The organism is Paraglaciecola hydrolytica (assembly GCF_001565895.1).
Taxonomy (GTDB): Bacteria; Pseudomonadota; Gammaproteobacteria; order Enterobacterales; family Alteromonadaceae; genus Paraglaciecola; species Paraglaciecola hydrolytica.
In genome coordinates, this window is record NZ_LSNE01000011.1 from 255,607 (window position 1) to 273,593 (window position 17,987).

15 protein-coding genes are annotated in these 17,987 nt (G+C 42.0%); 11 read left to right on the forward strand and 4 right to left on the reverse strand.

The window, feature by feature from the left end:
- Positions 1-21: 21 nt before the first annotated feature.
- From pilW to der, 7 genes are all read left to right on the forward strand, one after another.
- Complete coding sequence (gene pilW, locus AX660_RS19555; protein WP_082769036.1) at positions 22-1,251, forward strand: type IV pilus biogenesis/stability protein PilW; 1,230 nt, start codon at positions 22-24, stop codon at positions 1,249-1,251.
- Positions 1,252-1,254: 3 nt separating this feature from the next.
- Positions 1,255-2,199 (forward strand): RodZ domain-containing protein, encoded by a 945-nt coding sequence (locus tag AX660_RS19560; protein WP_068380882.1) that lies wholly within the window; start codon positions 1,255-1,257, stop codon positions 2,197-2,199.
- Between the two features lie 43 nt (positions 2,200-2,242).
- On the forward strand, positions 2,243-3,361 hold the full coding sequence (gene ispG, locus AX660_RS19565; RefSeq protein ID WP_068380886.1) for a flavodoxin-dependent (E)-4-hydroxy-3-methylbut-2-enyl-diphosphate synthase: 1,119 nt from the start codon (positions 2,243-2,245) through the stop codon (positions 3,359-3,361).
- Positions 3,362-3,505: 144 nt separating this feature from the next.
- The gene (gene hisS / locus AX660_RS19570; RefSeq protein WP_082769037.1) at positions 3,506-4,780 is read left to right on the forward strand and encodes a histidine--tRNA ligase; all 1,275 of its coding nucleotides are present in this window, start codon (positions 3,506-3,508) and stop codon (positions 4,778-4,780) included.
- 68 nt (positions 4,781-4,848) lie between these two features.
- The gene (locus AX660_RS19575) at positions 4,849-5,484 is read left to right on the forward strand and encodes a YfgM family protein (RefSeq protein WP_068380892.1); all 636 of its coding nucleotides are present in this window, start codon (positions 4,849-4,851) and stop codon (positions 5,482-5,484) included.
- A 10-nt stretch (positions 5,485-5,494) separates the two neighbouring features.
- Positions 5,495-6,724 carry an outer membrane protein assembly factor BamB gene (gene bamB, locus AX660_RS19580; protein WP_068381203.1) on the forward strand — a complete coding sequence of 410 codons (1,230 nt, stop codon included), beginning with the start codon at positions 5,495-5,497 and terminating at the stop codon, positions 6,722-6,724.
- Between the two features lie 108 nt (positions 6,725-6,832).
- Positions 6,833-8,287, forward strand: coding sequence for a ribosome biogenesis GTPase Der (gene der / locus AX660_RS19585; protein WP_068380895.1), 1,455 nt, complete (start codon positions 6,833-6,835; stop codon positions 8,285-8,287).
- A 113-nt stretch (positions 8,288-8,400) separates the two neighbouring features.
- Here der and AX660_RS19590 read toward each other — a convergent pair whose 3' ends face one another.
- The 3 genes from AX660_RS19590 to AX660_RS19600 form a co-directional block, all read right to left on the reverse strand.
- The gene (locus AX660_RS19590; protein ID WP_068380898.1) at positions 8,401-10,146 is read right to left on the reverse strand and encodes a DUF885 domain-containing protein; all 1,746 of its coding nucleotides are present in this window, start codon (positions 10,144-10,146) and stop codon (positions 8,401-8,403) included.
- 60 nt (positions 10,147-10,206) lie between these two features.
- Positions 10,207-11,490 (reverse strand): M24 family metallopeptidase, encoded by a 1,284-nt coding sequence (locus tag AX660_RS19595; protein ID WP_068380900.1) that lies wholly within the window; start codon positions 11,488-11,490, stop codon positions 10,207-10,209.
- Positions 11,491-11,776: 286 nt separating this feature from the next.
- Positions 11,777-12,319, reverse strand: a complete 543-nt coding sequence (locus AX660_RS19600) for a YkvA family protein (RefSeq protein WP_068380902.1) — start codon at positions 12,317-12,319, stop codon at positions 11,777-11,779.
- A 238-nt stretch (positions 12,320-12,557) separates the two neighbouring features.
- Here AX660_RS19600 and AX660_RS19605 point away from each other — a divergent pair, with 238 nt between their 5' ends.
- Positions 12,558-13,109 carry a pyridoxamine 5'-phosphate oxidase family protein gene (locus AX660_RS19605; protein WP_068380904.1) on the forward strand — a complete coding sequence of 184 codons (552 nt, stop codon included), beginning with the start codon at positions 12,558-12,560 and terminating at the stop codon, positions 13,107-13,109.
- Between the two features lie 81 nt (positions 13,110-13,190).
- Here the strand turns inward: AX660_RS19605 and AX660_RS19610 are convergent, their stop codons facing one another.
- Positions 13,191-15,275 (reverse strand): bifunctional diguanylate cyclase/phosphodiesterase, encoded by a 2,085-nt coding sequence (locus tag AX660_RS19610; protein WP_068380907.1) that lies wholly within the window; start codon positions 15,273-15,275, stop codon positions 13,191-13,193.
- A 288-nt stretch (positions 15,276-15,563) separates the two neighbouring features.
- On the opposite strand from AX660_RS19610, the gene AX660_RS19615 reads away from it, so the two are divergent.
- The 3 genes from AX660_RS19615 to AX660_RS19625 all read left to right on the forward strand — a co-directional run bounded on the left by AX660_RS19615 (position 15,564) and on the right by AX660_RS19625 (position 17,908).
- Positions 15,564-16,055, forward strand: coding sequence for a YcxB family protein (locus AX660_RS19615; RefSeq protein WP_327082865.1), 492 nt, complete (start codon positions 15,564-15,566; stop codon positions 16,053-16,055).
- Between the two features lie 131 nt (positions 16,056-16,186).
- The gene (locus tag AX660_RS19620) at positions 16,187-16,903 is read left to right on the forward strand and encodes a transglutaminase-like domain-containing protein (protein ID WP_068380909.1); all 717 of its coding nucleotides are present in this window, start codon (positions 16,187-16,189) and stop codon (positions 16,901-16,903) included.
- 6 nt (positions 16,904-16,909) lie between these two features.
- The gene (locus AX660_RS19625; RefSeq protein ID WP_068380912.1) at positions 16,910-17,908 is read left to right on the forward strand and encodes a cation diffusion facilitator family transporter; all 999 of its coding nucleotides are present in this window, start codon (positions 16,910-16,912) and stop codon (positions 17,906-17,908) included.
- The last annotated feature ends 79 nt before the right edge of the window (positions 17,909-17,987 follow it).

Consider the following 17,987-nt stretch of genomic DNA (forward strand, 5'->3'; position numbering starts at 1 on the left):
TTTAGAGGTTGAATGAGCGCCATGAAATATTCTAGTTACTTACTTTGTTTTGTTTTCACCTTAGTGATTGGTTGCACTAGTCAAACTAGTGGCCCCAAGATGGGTGATAATTTTGATCAACAAAAAGCGGCTAAAACTCGGGTTTCATTGGGTTTAACCTATCTGAAAAACGGCAACTATAGTCAAGCTAAGTTTAATTTAGATAAAGCCTTGGAGTTTGCGCCACGTTCTGCCGATGCGCATTTTGGTTTAGCCTATTATTATCAGTCGGTAGGCGAGTTTGCCGCCGCTGAAAGTGCCTACCAAAAAGCCATGGATTATGATCCTCACAATGCCGATATCGCCAATAGTTACGGTGCATTTTTATGTCAGCAAGGTAAATATCCCAAAGCTAAAGAATATTTTTTAAAGGCGATCAACAGCAGTAACTATATATCTAGTGCCGAAACCTACGAAAATTTAGCCTTATGCAGCCAGAGCAATGGCTATCAAGCTGAGGCCACTGAATATTTACGCAGCGCAGTTAATCATCAGCCTGGACGTTCAAAAAGCCTATTTTTATTGACTCAGTCTTTAGTGCGCGAGCAAAAGTGGGATGAAGCCAGAAGTACTTTACGAAAATATGAAAAAGTCGCGCAAATTAATGCCGAGAGTTTGTTGTTGTCTACCCAGATTGAACAAGCACTGGGTAACCTAGAAATTGCACTGAGTTATGGGGATATGTTATTAAAAATGTATCCGGATTCTCCAGCCAGCCAAGTCTATAAACAACGACTAACTCAAGTAGTGCAACCTGTGGTACGTAAATCAATAAAAGCTAAGTCGCAAGTTGATGAGCCAGAAGATGCAAAGGCCGATAGAAAGCCCCTCGTAGAAAATCCACAAAGCACAGAGCCCGCTGTTGTTGAAATGCCAGAAATGCCAGAAAATGTCGGCAAAGTCGAGAATGTCGAAGCGTCCGCTGAGCCTGAAACAACCGCTAAAGTAGAAGCGCTGCCAACAAACGAACAACAAAAACAAGATACTGAAGAAGCAGAAGTCGCTATTGTAGACAAGGTTGAACAACAATCTGCAGCCGAACCGTTATTTCATGTCGTCAAAGACGGTGAAAATTTGTATCGTATATCCTTGCGTTACAACATTAAAATGCAACGTCTGATAGAATGGAACAGTTTAACCAATGCCTCGGACATTTTTGCCGGCAAAAAATTACGCCTGACGGCTCCCGACACTGCCACCGAACAAGAGTAAAATATGAGTGAAGAATTAGAAGAGCAGCCGCAAATTAGTCCAGGCAAAATTTTAAAAGATGCCAGAGAAGCCTTAAATCTGACGACCCAGAATATCGCCGATAAAGTGCGTTTGAAAAACAGTTTGATCCAAGACATCGAAGCGGATAATTACGATGCTAATATCTCACTGACTTTTTTAAAAGGTTATCTCAAGCTTTACGCTAAACAGGTTGGTATACCAGAAGCACTAGTGATCAATGCTTTTGATAGCGTAAAAACTCAAAACAAAGAACCGGCCAAACTGCAAAGTTTTTCTAAGCGTATCGCCCATCAAGCCCATGACGATAAGTTGATGTTAGTCACTTATTTGATTGTGGGTGTGGTTATTGCTTTAGTGGTTATCTGGTGGCTTCAACAAAGCAGTTCTAGCCCAACTATCACCACACTTAATCCCGCGGTTATGGTGGATAAATCCGCCAATAAAACCAAAATTGAAGCTAGCAATGAAGACAATTTAGCTGGCGCAGATACCAATGTCAGCAATGAGCAAGACCTTGACACTGAGTTTGCACAAACCTCATTGGCAGATGATGGTTTAGCTGAGTCAACGACTGCTGCTCAAGAAATTCCTGAAGCAAATCCAGCTTTGGCAGAGTCTGAAATATTTGAGCTGGCCCCCAGTCGCCAAGGTATTATTCAAGTTGAAGAGCCTCCTTTGGAAACGATTGATTTGGTGTTTACTTTTGCCAGTGATTGTTGGATGAAGTTAACCGATGCTAAGGGGGAAGATATCGCCTACGGTACTAAAACCCAAGGACGCGTAATGCCTGTGTCAGGCACACCACCTTTTGCAGTTATCTTGTGCTCCCCTGAAGTGGTTAAAATTACTTACGATGGGCAAGACGTAGACTTATCAGGTTTCAGACAGGGTGTTACCGCCAAGTTCAATTTACCTTTTACCGAATAACTTACTTTTTTTACGGAACCATTGAGGTTTAATCAGATTAACTATGTTCGCTGAATCTCCTATTAAACGTCGAAAATCGACACGAATTTATGTCGGTAATGTCGCTATTGGTGATGGTGCACCCATCGCTGTGCAATCTATGACTAATACCTCGACCACCGATGTGGCCGCCACCGTGGCCCAGATTAAACGTATTCAAGCTGTGGGTGGCGAACTTGTTCGAGTATCGATTCCCACTATGGATGCCGCTGAAGCCTTTAAACTGATTAAACAACAAGTGGATATTCCACTCATCGCCGATATTCATTTTGATTACCGCATCGCCCTTAAAGTGGCTGAATACGGGGTGGACTGTTTACGCATTAACCCTGGCAATATTGGCAGTATGGACAGAGTCAAGTCAGTGGTGGATTGTGCCCGTGATAAAGGTATTCCTATTCGCATCGGTGTAAATGGCGGCTCACTCGAAAAAGATCTGCAAGAAAAATATGGTGAGCCTACGCCAATGGCCTTGGTTGAATCAGCCATGCGTCATGTGGATATACTGGATAAGTTAAATTTTACTCAGTTTAAAGTCAGTGTTAAAGCTTCTGATGTTTTTCTTGCCGTTGGCGCTTATCGTGAATTGGCAAAACGTATCGATCAACCTTTGCACTTAGGTATTACTGAAGCCGGTGGCCTGCGTGCTGGAGCAGTTAAAAGCTCAGTAGGTTTGGGCATGTTATTGGCTGAAGGTATAGGCGATACCATTCGTATATCACTGGCCGCTGATCCGGTTGAAGAAATAAAAGTCGGATTTGATATTCTTAAGTCACTGCGGATACGTTCGCGCGGGATTAATTTTATTGCCTGTCCGAGTTGTTCTCGTCAAGAGTTTGATGTGATCACCACAGTTAATGCTTTAGAGCAGCGCCTAGAAGATCTATTAACGCCGATGGATGTATCAATCATTGGCTGTGTGGTAAATGGCCCTGGCGAAGCCGAAGTATCAGATATTGGTTTAACTGGAGCACGTAATATGAGTGGATATTATGTGGATGGAAAGCGCCAAAAAGAACGTTTATCCAACGATGATTTAGTTGACCAGTTAGAAAAACGTATTCGTGCTAAAGCTGCACAATTAGAGCAAAAGAATCAAATTAAGGTTAAGCAAGTCAGTTAATTAGCTTTTGCATAAGGTGCTTATGCCGAGTTGCCGTTATTTAGCATCTTAATCCAGCTTTTTACGCCACATTATTTTACGTTTCAGCACAAAGCCCCTATAATGCGGGGCTTTTTTTAAATCAGTTCAAGAGAATTTTTGTCAGTGTCTAAACAAATTCAGGCTATTCGTGGAATGAATGATTGCCTGCCGGCGCAAACCGGCTTATGGCAATATGTCGAATCAGTGATCCGCCAAGTAGTGGCGAGTTACGCTTATCAGGAAATCCGCACCCCCATAGTTGAAAGCACACATCTGTTTAAACGCTCGATTGGTGAAGTGACTGACATTGTTGAAAAGGAAATGTACACCTTTGATGATCGCAATAATGAAAGTATTACCTTGCGTCCAGAGGGTACTGCTAGTGTGGTACGTGCCGGTTGTGAACACGGTTTATTGTATAATCAACAACAACGCTTGTGGTATATGGGGCCGATGTTTCGTTATGAAAAACCGCAAAAAGGTCGTTATCGCCAGTTTCATCAATTTGGTTTAGAAGCTTTTGGTTTTGCTGGCCCAGATATAGATGCTGAAGTTATTTTATTAAGTCATCGCCTATGGCAACGTTTTGGTATCAGCGAACATGTTTCGCTCGAAATCAATTCATTAGGCTCTAATCAAGCTAGAGCAGATTACAAAGAAAAGTTAGTGGCTTTTTTACGGACTCGTCAGAGTGAATTGGATGAAGATAGTTTACGCCGTTTAGAAAGTAATCCCTTACGTGTATTAGACAGTAAAAATCTTCAAGTACAGGCGGTAGTTAAAGATGCTCCTAAGTTAATTGATTGCTTAGATGCTGAATCTCAGCAACATTTTGACTCTTTATGTGAACGTTTAGATAACTTAGGCATCGAATACCGGGTTAACCCTAGTTTGGTGCGTGGTTTGGATTATTATAACCGTACTGTATTTGAGTGGGTGACCACGAGTTTAGGCTCGCAAGGCACAGTTTGTGCTGGTGGACGTTATGATGGCCTTGTGGAACAACTCGGTGGTAAAGCCACGCAAGGTGTTGGTTTTGCTATTGGTCTTGAACGTTTGATTTTGCTGTTGCAAACTCTGGAGCTGGATCAGCAAGTAGCGGCGCCGGTGGATATCTATATCAGCGCCTTAGATGAATCGGCAGAGTTATATGCTTGGCAACTGAGTGAGCAGATACGAAGCGCTTTACCCCAGTTGCGTTTGATGAATCACTGTGGTGGTGGTAATGCCAAAAAACAATTGAAAAAAGCCGATATGAGTGGTGCTCGTTGGGTATTGATAGTCGGTCAAGACGAATTGCAAGAGCAAAAAGTCACCATTAAATATTTACGTGAACACACAGAGCAAGTATCTGTGGCACGTGCAGAACTTATCCATTTTATCCAGCAATCGTTTTAAAACTGCTGGTTAGAATATTGATTTAACATTAACACTCAAATTTGGGTGGTGTAGTAAGAGGAATCTTGATGGAACGTTACGAAACAGAAGAACAACAAGTCGAAGCGATCAAACGTTTTTGGAAAGAAAATGGTTCAGCTTTAGTGATTGGTGCAGTGTTGGGCTTAAGTGGTCTATACGGATGGCGCTATTACAACGAGAGTCAAATAGAAGCTCAAGAAGCCGCATCTGTTGCCTTTGAAAAAGCTGAAATGGACCTAGTTAAAGATGAAAAAGGTTTTGGTGCGGCGCAGGCTTATATTACTGAACATGGTGACACCGGTTATGCCTATTTAATGGCTTTGCAATTAGCACAACAAGCAATCGAACGTAAAGATTTAACCGAAGCTGCAAAACAATTAACTTTTGTGGTTGAACAAGCAAAAATGTCAGCAGTACAAGCTATCGCCAGTATTAGACTGGCCCGTGTACAACTTGAGCAAGGTCAGTTTGAGCAAGCACTTCAAAGTATTGAAAAAATTACTGACGAGGCCTTTAAAGGCCAAACTCAAGAAGTAAAAGGTGATGTTTATCTGGCTCAGCAGTTAATTGATAAAGCACGTGCTGCTTATAGTGCTGCTCTAGAAAAAAATACCAACGATCGCGTATTAAAAATGAAATTAGACAGTTTAGCCAGCATGACAGTTGCTGCGGCTAATGGATAAGGTGAATACATTGAATAAGGGTATTTTTTCCTTAGTACTAGGCTGCTCGGTGCTATTGTCAGGCTGTAGCACTGTGTCCGATTGGTTTTCTGATGATGACGAAGTGGCTATCCGCCGCCTTGAACCCATTGAAGTGCAATTTACACCCACGCAAATCTGGTCAACCGAGCTAGGTAATGGCGTATCTAAATTTTATTCGCGCCTTGAACCTGCTTTAGCTTATGGCAATGTCTATGCGGCTAATCGCCAGGGTTTAGTTGCTGCTTACGAGCAAAAAACCGGTAAAAAAGTATGGGAACGTAATTTTGCCGTTTATTTGGACCAAGGACTCACTTCTGGTTTGAAAAAACTTTGGTCAAACGGTGAACCCGCTAAAATTTCTGGTGGTTTAAGTGTTGCCTACGAAACCCTCTTTTTTGGCACCGAAAATGGTGAAGTCATTGCACTTAATGCCAAAAATGGTGAAGTGAAATGGCAAACCACAGTCAAAGGTGAAGTGATCGCCGCACCGGCAATCGATGAAGGTGTAGTGGTGCTTAATACTGGCTCAGGTCTGGTGTTTGCGCTGGATGCTAATACTGGCGAACAGTTGTGGGTTTATGAGTCTGAAGTTCCACCTTTATCTTTACGTGGTGTTTCTGCACCTGCGGCAGTATCGGGTGGCGCTATCATTGGCACAGCCAACGGCAAATTAGTCGTCAATATACTGGGTACTGGGCAAACTGCTTGGGAGCAAGTCATTTCATCGGCCAGTGGTGTGACTGAGCTTGAACGTATTGTTGATATCGACAGTCAACCTTTAGTGGCCGCAGGTATCATTTACGTGATCACTTATGACGGTTCCTTAGCCGCTGTTGAATTGCGCAGTGGTCGTATCATATGGAAACGTGATTACAAATCTTATCGTCGCTTGACTGCTGCAGGTAATAATTTATATGTAGTTGATGCTAATAGTAATGTGTATGCCTTGGATAGCCGTAACGGCGTGGAATTATGGAGTCAGGGTAAACTTAAAAAACGCCTGTTAACCTCTGCTGTTCCGGTGGGTGAATATTTAGTGGCGGGTGATAAATGGGGCTTTTTACATTGGTTTAATCAGTCTGACGGTAAGCTAGTGGCTCGTTTGGCTGTAGGTGATGATGATGAAGATGAAAGTATCTATAGCTCACCTGTGGTTGATGGTAAAATCATTTATACCCAAACCCGTGATGGAAAATTAGTGGCTGTGCAAACGCCCTAATTTCTATTTTTTTGTCTACAAGGCCTTGTTGTGCCAAGACAAATAATGTTTGAATTTTTAATGGCTTAGAGCATCTCTAAGCCTTTTTTGTCTATAGGATTATCATTTATGTTACCCGTTGTTGCTCTGGTTGGTCGTCCGAATGTCGGCAAATCGACTCTTTTTAATCGATTAACTCGCACTCGTGATGCTTTGGTTGCCGATTTCCCTGGCTTAACCCGGGATCGTAAATACGGTCAGGCCAAATTCGAAAACCTACAATTTATCGTAGTGGACACAGGTGGCATCAGTGGCAACGAACAAGGTATCGATCAGGCAATGGCAGAGCAATCTTTGTTAGCCATAGTTGAAGCCGATGTTGTGTTATTTTTAGTTGATGCACGTGCTGGCATGACAGCCGCCGATCAGGGCATTGCTAATCATTTACGCAAACAAGACAAGCCCGTTTATGTCGTAGCCAATAAGGTCGATGGCATCGACGGTGACAGCGAAACTGCTGATTTTTATGCCTTAGGTTTAGGCAAGGTCAGCCAAATTGCCGCCGCCCATGGCCGTGGTATATCGCAATTATTAGAGCTGGCGCTTAATCCTCTGGGTGAACAGTTCCCGGAAATGGTCATTCCTGAAGTAGAAGAAATTAAAGAAGAGCTTGATGCTGACGAACAGTTGGCCAAATTGCAAAGTTTGCCCATCAAACTGGCTTTAGTAGGTAAACCTAACGTAGGTAAATCAACGCTGACCAATCGAATTTTGGGCGAAGAACGAGTTGTAGTCTATGACGAGCCCGGCACCACTCGCGATAGTATCTTTATTCCTATGGAACGCGATGGCCGCGAATATATCTTAATTGATACCGCCGGAGTGAGACGTCGTAAAAATGTGGCGGACGCGGTAGAAAAATTCTCTATTGTTAAAACCTTGCAAGCCATCGAACAAGCTAACGTTGTACTGTTAGTGGTTGACGCACAGGAAGGCTTAGCCGATCAGGATTTAAGTTTATTGGGTTTTGTGCTTAACGCTGGCCGCTCTTTAGTTGTGGCGATAAATAAATGGGATGGCTTGGATAAAGGCCTCAAAGAAGAAATCAAACGTGAGATGGACAGGCGTTTAGGTTTTATCGATTTTGCCCGTATTCACTTTATCTCAGCTTTACACGGTACCGGCGTAGGCAACTTGTTTGAATCGGTACAAGAGGCTTATGAATCAGCCACTAAACGTACCAATACCGCCATGTTAACCCGTATTATGGATATGGCGCAGGAAGATCATCAACCACCAGTGGTACGTGGCCGCCGCGTTAAAATGAAATATGCCCATGCCGGTGGTTATAACCCACCTTTGATCGTGGTGCATGGAAATCAGGTTAAGGATTTACCTGATGCTTATAAACGCTATTTGGTTAACTACTTCCGTAAGTCATTAAAAATTATGGGTACACCGATTAAAGTTGAGTTCCGTGAAGGATCCAACCCTTATGAAACTAAACAAGAATTTGTGAATGATTCCCAGCGTCGTACTAGAGCGTTTTTGCAACGTATGAGCAGGAAAAATAAACAAGATTAACAAGGAGGCCATGAAGGCCTCTTTTTTTTGCATATCAAAGCATGGGTTTACTATATGTAGTAAGGCCAGCGGCCTATATCACTCTGTTTTTGTCTTTCTCTTACAACTAAAAACTAGTGATTAGCTACTGCTTGTTGCTGTGATATCCACTCGTTGATCACATCATCTAATACATCCATGGGCAATGAACCTTGGCCAATCACAGTGTCGTGAAATTGCCGAATATCAAATTTCCTGCCAAGCTCTTGTTCTGCTTTTGCGCGCAATTGGCGGATTTTAATTTCGCCAATTTTGTACGACAGAGCTTGTCCAGGCCATGAGATATAACGATCTATCTGATCATTGACTGATTTGTCGGTCAGAGCAGTATGGGAGGCTAAATATTCCACGGCTTGCTCTCGAGTCCAGCCAAAAGCATGAATACCGGTATCAACCACTAAACGTACTGCTCGCCACATCTCGTAGCCTAAACGGCCAAAGTCACTGTAAGGACTTTCATAAAAACCAGCTTCTTTACCTAGACGCTCTGAATACAAACCCCAACCTTCGGCAAAAGCTGAGTGATTCAGTGTGCGTCTAAATTCAGGCACATCTAGTTCTTGAGCAATGGCATTTTGTAAATGATGGCCAGGCACACCTTCGTGCAGACTTAGTGCTTCGAGGTTATACAAAGGTTGCTGTTTAGGATCTGAGCTTAAAAAATAGGTGCCGGGTGTACGATTGTCGGGTGGTGGCATATAAAACGCACCTCGGGCAGCAGAGCCTTTAATCGTAAAAGTATTACGTGGCAGATGACTAAACCAGAAGGGCAGTTTGCCGTACATTTTTTGGGTGATAAAGGCGGTCTTTTCTAATACATCTTGGCGATCAATGGCAAAAAATTGTGGATCAGTCGCAAGAAACTGTAAAAACTCAGCTTGAGTACCCTTAAAGTTGAGTTGCTGGATGATGGCATTCATTTCTTGCTGGATGCGCGCGACTTCGCTTAGACCCAGTTCGTGAATTTCTTTAGGAGTTAATGTGGTGGTGGTGTAGTAATTGGCAGTATATTCATAATATTCATCACCACCTTTAACACTACCAATACCTGCTTCTGTGCGGCATTTTGACATATAGCTATGTTGAAAATAGTCGTAAAAATCTTGGTAGGCTGGGATAACTGCGTCTTTGAGCAGTTGCTCAGCTTTACTGCGATAATGGGTGATTTGTCGCTCAGTAAATTGCTTCGGAAAACGGGTAAAAGGTTCAAACAGTGCACTGTCTTTTGGGTTAGCTACTATGTGCTCTTTGATGGTCTCGCCATAGTTTTTAAAGCTACCACAATAATGCACAAAGCCCTGTTTAACGCCGTCTTTGAGCAGGTTAATATTTTCCTGATTAAATCGTGGGTAATCAGCCAAACTGACTAAAAACTTATCGTAATCGCCTGCATTTAAAAACGCCATGTTGGCTGGTGCTTCAGCAAAATAGGTATGCCAGCCGCTTAAAAAGTTAATTGGGAAGTATTTATCCGCCGACAGATAACTGGCTTTTTCAGTATTGCGCTCATACACAAACAATCGATAACTCATCTGGTTGTCGGTACTGAGTTGTTTAATATCAATACTCGCCAGTTGTTTTAACATTTGAGTATTAAAAGCATCGCGCCTTGCCATGGCCTTGGGTGTCCAATCAGCAAGTTTAGCATCAGGTTTCCAGCCATCCGGATCGGTGCGAAAAAACACTTTTTCCTGCTCTGCATTTTGCCAGTGTTGATTTAACAGTTTACTAAAGTCTTGGTCGGCATCAGCCAGTACATGGCTGCTGTATAAGGCCACTAGTGTTAGGGGTAATAAAGCGCTAAAGATTTTTTTAGTCATGATTAATCTGTCATTTTTTGTTTAGTTGTTTGTGATGTGTCTTTTTCAAAATACCTGGGTTTAGCTACCCATGGTGCCTATAGGGTCGGCCAACGAATTAGGCGGCACGGTAAACCACTTAGGACCTTGTTCGGTCATGTAGATGCAGTCTTCTAAACGTACACCAAATTCACCAGGCAGATAGATACCGGGTTCGTTAGAAAAACACATGCCGGGTTTAAGGACGGTGGTTTCACCATGCACAAAGTTAACACTTTCATGACCTTCCATGCCGATGCCATGACCAGTGCGATGGGATAAACCTGGTAGTTTATAGTCCGGCCCAAAACCTTGTTCTTGATAAAAAGCTCTTACTTTGTCATCAACTACACCTGCGGCAACACCAAGCTGGGCAGTTTCAAAGGCAATACGCTGCCCTTCACGTACGTTGTGCCAGATTTTTTGTTGTTTTTTAGTAGGCTCACCAAATACAAAAGTACGGCTGATATCTGATTGATAACCTTGTACTTCACAGCCACAGTCCATCAGTACAATAGATCCTTCACGGATGGTTTGCGCCTGATTGGTGCCGTGGGGATAAGCACTGGCCTCATTAAACAAAGCCATATTCCACACACCACTACCACCAAGTTGGCTTTGAGCACTGGCCATCAGGGATTTAACTTCGTTTTGATCCATGCCCAATTGTAATTTTGACCATACATGGGCATAAGCTTTTAGGGTGATTTCGTTGGCTTTGCGCATCAATTCAATTTCATGTTCGCTTTTAAACATACGACAGCCCAGAGTAATTGGCTCAGCGCGCACGTCCACCATGGTGGGTAATAAGTCCATGACACCTTTTAATACAAAATAACGTACGGTATTTTCAAAGGCGAGTTTGGCGCCGTCTTTAGCGACGTTGCGATCAACTAATATTTGTTTTACTAATGCAAAGGGGCTTTCGTGCTCTTGCCAAACCCGCACATCTTTACCTACCGCTAGGGATTCGCGAATACTTGGCTCTTCAAAAAATGGGCAAAGCACCGCGATATCACCTTCACGAGGGATAACCACTGCGGTTAATCGCTCGCTGCGCCACCATTGAATACCAGTGAAATAATCCATGGCCGCACCCGGTTCGAGAACGATGGCAGCAATGTTCTGCTCAGCCATTAGTTTTTGTGCTTTTTTTATCCGCGCCTTGCGTTCATCGACGCTTATGGGTTTTACCTTGCTAGTGAGGTTTGTTAAGGCAACGCTGTCGGTTGCAGTTGAGCTAGCAGCGCCAACCACAGGACTAAGTGATAAAGATGCCAAGGTCAGGCTACTTGCTTTTAAAAACTGTCTTTTATGCAGATCCATGTTGTTCTCTATCCTCGCTGGCTTTCGGATGTTAAGGGCAAGCTTAATTTTTTGTGTTGGTGAGTTGGAACAGATTATTATAAATGTCAGATATTTTACAGGTCATTGAGTTAAAAGCAGATTTTGAGGGGACAAAGATTTGTAATGTAATCAGTACGTAATTTTTTATATGGGGGACTGAATTAATGCCTTATGAAAGAATGGGGCCAAGGTCAGTGAGTGTTTTTAATGACTTTTGGCCCCAATGTGCATGGCATGTATTGCCAGTAATTTAAATTATGCGGTATTAAAATATTCTAAAAGATGAACGACCACTGCGTGATGAACGGCGACGATACATGCGGTTGTGTAACTCTTTGCGTTTTGCTTCTAACCAATCGCCCGTAGTGATGGTAGATGGATCTTTACGGGATTTTTCACGCTCGCGATATTCGCTAAACTCAACATAGGCCTCAATATTGTCGTGTAGCTCATTGACCACTAACTCAATCATGATGGCGTCATCTAAAAACCCTAAAGCGGGTATGTGGTCGGGGATTAAATCAGTTGGATTGCCAAAATAAGCTAAGGCACTGATGACGTCTTTACGTTCTTCGTCAGGTATTTGCCATTCTTTATCTTCTACCATCTTGACCAAGGTATCGAGTTTGTTCAAACGCTCGACTACAAATTCTGGTACACCGGTTTTTACTTCAGTTGACAGCGCTTTAACTTTTTCGAGTATTGATTTTTCATCAAGAGTGGCGGCACCGCTGCACGCCTTACGCATCACGTCTTTAAAATAAGTTAAATCAGTGTCGGTTAAGCTAAATGTAATATCAAAAGCCATGTCTATTTCCCTTTTTTAGTGGTTAAGTAATATCAATTACGCCATAGATTATTGAATAGTAACTGGGTATAAAGCAAGGCCGCTTAAATATTAGCCAAATATAAGTTTGATTTCAGGTCACAATATTTTGCATATTTTTAGTGATGTGGCAAAAATATATGCCAAAGACCATGAAGCTTTAATATAAACACCATATTATTGGATTTTTGCGCGAACTATCACTACAAGGAAGAGCAATATGGGACAACAATACAATAGCATTCCTGCCAAAATGGTGGAATTTATCGAACGCCAGCACTTGTTTTTTGTGGGTACTGCGACTGCAGATAGTAGAGTGAATATTTCGCCCAAGGGCATGGATTCATTAAGAGTGATCAATGGCAACAGAGTAGTGTGGCTGAATGTCACGGGCAGTGGCAACGAAACCGCAGCTCATGTACAGCAAGCGCCGCGCATGACCATAATGTTTGCCGCGTTTGAAGGTAGCCCCTTAATTTTGCGTTTGTATGGGCAAGCTAAAGTTATTCATCACAACGATGCGCAGTGGAGTGAACTGTCAGCCTTGTTTAAACCAACACCCGGTGCTCGACAGATATTTGATTTGGATATTGATTTGGTACAAAGCTCCTGTGGCATGGCTGTGCCGTTTTTTGATTATGTAGAGGATCGCGAGCAACTTAAAAACTGGGCAATCAACAAGGGTGATGAAGGACTTAAGGACTACTGGCAACAAAAAAATCAACTTAGTTTAGATGGTTTACCCAGCCATATCGTTGAGAAAAATATCTAAGCTATTGGTAGCTTTACTCAAATGACTTGAAAATGCTAAAACTCATATTTAAACGTCGTTTGAGTATGGATAAAAAAGGGTTTATTTTTTCTTCTTCGAGGCGGAAAAATCAAGTAACTGGTTTGCCGGTAAAGGTTTAGCAAAATAATAACCTTGGGCGAAGTTGCAGCCAAGTTCGTTCAACAAGTGCAGTTGTTCTTGCGTTTCAACCCCTTCAGCAACAACGGTTAAACCTAAACTATGTGACATGGCGATAGTGGCTTTAACTAAATCACAATCGGCCTTATTTAAAGCGATACCATAAATAAAACTGCGATCTATTTTGAGTACATCAAAAGGATATTGTCTTAAATAACTTAAGGACGAATAACCAGTACCAAAATCATCCATGCCTAATTTGATGCCTAAGTCACTAATGTTAGTTAAGGCTTCTTGAATATAAGCTTGACCAGTCATTAGGACACCCTCGGTAATTTCAAGTTGCAGACTTTCAGGACTAATATTGGCATCTTGCAGTGCATCTTTAATCAGGTCGATCAAGGTTGCATCCCTAAGTTGACGGGGAGATAAATTGACTGAAATACTATATTTCTGCTGGTCGATATTTTGCCATTCATTTAAAAACACAAGTGCTTGTTTAATCACATACTTGCCAATGGGCACAATGAGACCAGTGTGCTCAGCAATGGGGATAAACTCGTCGGGAGTAACTTGACCTAAAGTGGCGTTATGCCAACGTAATAGTGCCTCTGCGCCGCTAATGTTTTGGGTTTGAACATCAAACAGAGCTTGGTAGTGGATGGTAAATTCATTCCGCGCCAGCGCGGTGTGCATTTGCTCCTCTATTGCAAAACGTCGGCGCATAATGGCATTCATTTCTTCAGTAAAAAATGAATAGGTATTACGTCCTAAGGCTTTGGCTTGATACATTGCCGTATCAGCATTTCTTAATAGATCAGACGCGCTACGGCCATTTTCAGGGTAGATAGCAACGCCAATACTCATGCTTAGATTTAACTCTCGACCATCAATGAGAAAAGTGGAGCGAAAGATGTTTAGTAAATTTTCGGCAATGACTAAGGCATGTTGGCGGTCGGTAATGTCTCTTAACAAAACAATAAACTCATCACCACCCAAACGGCCAACCGTATCTTCTTTACGTAATTCTTGCTGTAATCTTTTGGCAACTTTAATTAAAAGTTTGTCGCCAATTTCATGGCCTAATGAGTCATTCACTTTTTTAAAATCATCGATATCTAAAAACAGCACAGCCGTTTTTAGTTGATGCCTTTGTGCTTCAATCAGCATTTGTGACAAACGATCGAGTGCTAAAAAACGGTTAGGCAATGCGGTTAGATGATCAAAATAGGCTTGGTGGCGAATGAGCTCAGCCGATTTATGTTGCTCAGTGATATCACGAACAATGATGACGACTTGATTATATTTAGCTAAATGCCTAATTCTGGCCTCAAAATAGACCAAACCATGGGGCAAAGAGAGTTCATATTCAAAATTTATCATGCCTGTTTGTTGTGTGATTTTTGCAATATGAAATTTGAACTTGTCAGCAACGTCCTTGGGTAAAAAGTCGGCCATCTTTTTACCCAAAAATTGCTCAGAAGGAACATACAGGTTATTTTTGTTACTGGCATGATAGTCAATGATGGTTCCATCATCTTGCATTAAAAAGAACAAATCGGGTATGGCTTCAAATATGGTTTCAAGCATATGTTCTTTAAAAGTAGCTTGCGCTTGCGCTTGCCTTACATCGCTTAAATCCACATCAATACAGTACATTTGTTTGGTGGCATATTGATTGGTAAACATCACATGGCTTGAAAATACCGATACGTCGTGACCGTCTTTATGGCGCAAGTTAAGCTCAGCGGCAGGTATTTCTATCCCATGTTTTATCCAGTCACCATGCGCGGCAATAACAAACTCACGCATAGGCACAGGAATAATAAGGTCTTCTAGTTTTTGTCCTGTTGCCTCTGCTTTGCTATAGCCATAGAGTAATTCGCTACCTTCATTCCAATAGATAACACGGCGTTCTTCATCGTAGCCTTGTACAGAAATAGCATTCACTGCATCAAATAATTGATGCAGTGGATCGTTGATAACGTATTGATGGACTAATATATTTTCAACTTTGTCTGAGTCCATCTTAGGTGATATCCATACAATTCATAAGGTTACCTTAATCATAGGCCTAAATAGTTAAATTAGCAGTTTTAAACAAAAATCAAATTTAGTGTTTAATATCAACTTACTAACTAAAAAATGTAAACCCTTAAAGTGAAATTTGTTTCTCTTCGATTATAGGTCAAAGGGTATGATTACCTTGATTTATTGATTAAATAAGTGATTCAGTTGCAAAAATCTAATTTATTAATAGCAAACTATTAATCCTGATGGCTAATCGTTAGACTGGCATTTTTAGTTCAAGTTAACATGTTAATGACCACAGACTTTTCCTATTCCACTACTTATATCCTCGATAAGAGCCATTTTAGTGAAACCTATGATGCCTCAGCTCCCTCGGACAATGCTAACAAGGTTTACTTATTAGCAGGCTTACTTTCACTTGCTGGTTTAAGTCTTTTGCTGTTGACAGAAATAGAGCCCTTTATAGCCTGGTTTATAATTGCATTAGCTGGGCTGGAAATTTTTAGCCTACGTTTTCGTAAACCTTGGTGGTTAGCTCGGCAACTGATCAGTAAAGCGGCTAATACTGAGTTGACGCTGCACATCAATGAAGAGGGGGTTAGCAGCAAGTCGCTACACGTTGAAAGTACTATTTTGTGGGCTGATATAAATAAAATTGAACAAACCAGTCAGGGTTGGATGCTGTTTCATACCAAGGGTAAAAACTATGTGGCTGGCAGATGTTTGTCCGAGCAAGCCAATGAATTTATCCAAGCAAAATCCCGCACAGAATCTTAATAGTGAACTTTGCAAAATTTCTTTTAATGGGGTGCATTGGTTTTTATAAAACTTAATTTTTTGTCCTTGACCTTAAAGTAACTCTAAACTTTAAGCTCGGTAGCAGTTTAACGATTATCGAGGACACTAAAATGCAAGATCCCAGCTTAAGCGCAGCCACTCCCATACTTAATTTTAACCATGATGATATTGTTAATTTGCTTGCATCGAGAGACTGGGCGCATTTAACTGACTATGACAAAATTGGCGCAGTATATAGTTTTGTGAAAGACGAAATCCGTTTTGGCTACAACCGCAGCGATGACTTAAGCGCCAGTGAAATATTGCATGATGGTTACGGCCAATGTAATACCAAGGGCACTTTGTTGATGGCCTTGTTGCGGGCGTTGGGCATAGCTTGTCGTTTACATGGCTTTACTATTGACCAGAGTTTACAAAAAGGCGCGATCCCGCCGCTGATCTATCAACTGGCACCCAAATACATATTACACTCTTGGGTTGAGGTCTATTTTGAGGGGCGTTGGGTAAATCTAGAAGGTTTTATCCTCGACCAGACTTATCTGTCGGTGATACAACAGCGTTTTGCTCACCAAGGTGAAGCATTTTGTGGTTATGGCGTGGCAACACAATGTTTGTCAGCGCCGCAGGTCGAGTGGCAGGGCAGCGATACCTATATTCAAAAAGAAGGTATCCATGATGACTATGGCGTATTTGCCAGCCCAGATGAATTTTATGCCAAACAAGGCACAAATTTGTCAGGTGTAAAACGATGGTTGTATGCCAAAGTGTTTAGGCATGTTATTAACTGGAACGTAACACGGATCCGCAAACAAGCCCGAAGAGGATAATAAAAAGTGGCAGAACAACATAAACATAAAGATGGCCATGAAGCACATGAATATTCTCATGGGCATTCCCACGGTCATTCGCAAAGTCACGGGCATTCCCATGGACATCATCACTCACATGGACATCATCACGGCCACCATCATCACTTCGATGCATCGTCGAATCGTTTAGGTTGGGCGTTTTTTCTTAATGCTTGTTTTACTCTTATTGAATTTGTAGGTGGTTGGTTAACTAATAGCACGGCCATTATGGCAGATGCGGTGCATGATCTGGGTGATAGTTTATCCATAGGTTCGGCCTGGTGGCTGAATAAACTCGGTAATAAACAAGCATCTCGAAATTTCACCTATGGCTACAAACGTTTTTCTTTATTAGGTGCGCTGATCAATGGTGTAGTACTGGTAACCGGCTCGCTGTGGATCTTGTTTGAAGCCATCCCCAGACTCTATGCCCCCGAGATGCCTCACACTGAAGGCATGTTGGTACTCGCCTTGTTTGGCATCGCCGTAAATGGTTTTGCTGCTTATAAACTCAGTGCCGGAACGTCGCTAAATGAGAGAGTACTTAACTGGCATTTAATCGAAGATGTATTGGGCTGGGTGGCAGTATTAATTGTTTCTGTCGTATTAATGTTTTTTGATTGGCCCATACTCGATCCGATTTTATCCATCGCCTTTACTTTGTTTATTTTAATTAACGTGGTGCGTAATTTACGTGAAACCCTCGGATTGTTTTTGCAAGCTACACCTGATCAACACATGCGAGAGCAATTACAAGCCGTACTCACGGCGCCTGAGTCGGTGAGTGCTATTCATCATCTGCATTTCTGGTCACTAGATGGTGAACAACATGTAATGACTGCCCACTTAGTGTTGAACCATAGTGTGACGATGGACGAACTGAAAATTCTTAAAGGCGATATTCAAAACAAACTGAGTGGCTTTGACTTAGCCCATACTACTATTGAAATTGAGTTTGCTGATGAAGTCTGTCGTGATAGTTAAGGCTGTTTTTTTTAATTCTAGCTGTTAACATTGGCCTTCACTTCTAGAAGTGGGGACGACCCCACCGCTCAACCTTATA

Bases quoted from the DNA above. Each gene is read 5' to 3' on its own strand.
- pilW (WP_082769036.1), top strand. From the start codon at position 22: ATGAAATATTCTAGTTACTTACTTTGTTTTGTTTTCACCTTAGTGATT.
- AX660_RS19560 (WP_068380882.1), top strand. From the start codon at position 1,255: ATGAGTGAAGAATTAGAAGAGCAGCCGCAAATTAGTCCAGGCAAAATT.
- ispG (WP_068380886.1), top strand. From the start codon at position 2,243: ATGTTCGCTGAATCTCCTATTAAACGTCGAAAATCGACACGAATTTAT.
- AX660_RS19575 (WP_068380892.1), top strand. From the start codon at position 4,849: ATGGAACGTTACGAAACAGAAGAACAACAAGTCGAAGCGATCAAACGT.
- der (WP_068380895.1), top strand. From the start codon at position 6,833: ATGTTACCCGTTGTTGCTCTGGTTGGTCGTCCGAATGTCGGCAAATCG.
- AX660_RS19590 (WP_068380898.1), bottom strand. From the start codon at position 10,146: ATGACTAAAAAAATCTTTAGCGCTTTATTACCCCTAACACTAGTGGCC.
- AX660_RS19595 (WP_068380900.1), bottom strand. From the start codon at position 11,490: ATGGATCTGCATAAAAGACAGTTTTTAAAAGCAAGTAGCCTGACCTTG.
- AX660_RS19600 (WP_068380902.1), bottom strand. From the start codon at position 12,319: ATGGCTTTTGATATTACATTTAGCTTAACCGACACTGATTTAACTTAT.
- AX660_RS19605 (WP_068380904.1), top strand. From the start codon at position 12,558: ATGGGACAACAATACAATAGCATTCCTGCCAAAATGGTGGAATTTATC.
- AX660_RS19610 (WP_068380907.1), bottom strand. From the start codon at position 15,275: ATGGACTCAGACAAAGTTGAAAATATATTAGTCCATCAATACGTTATC.
- AX660_RS19615 (WP_327082865.1), top strand. From the start codon at position 15,564: ATGTTAATGACCACAGACTTTTCCTATTCCACTACTTATATCCTCGAT.
- AX660_RS19620 (WP_068380909.1), top strand. From the start codon at position 16,187: ATGCAAGATCCCAGCTTAAGCGCAGCCACTCCCATACTTAATTTTAAC.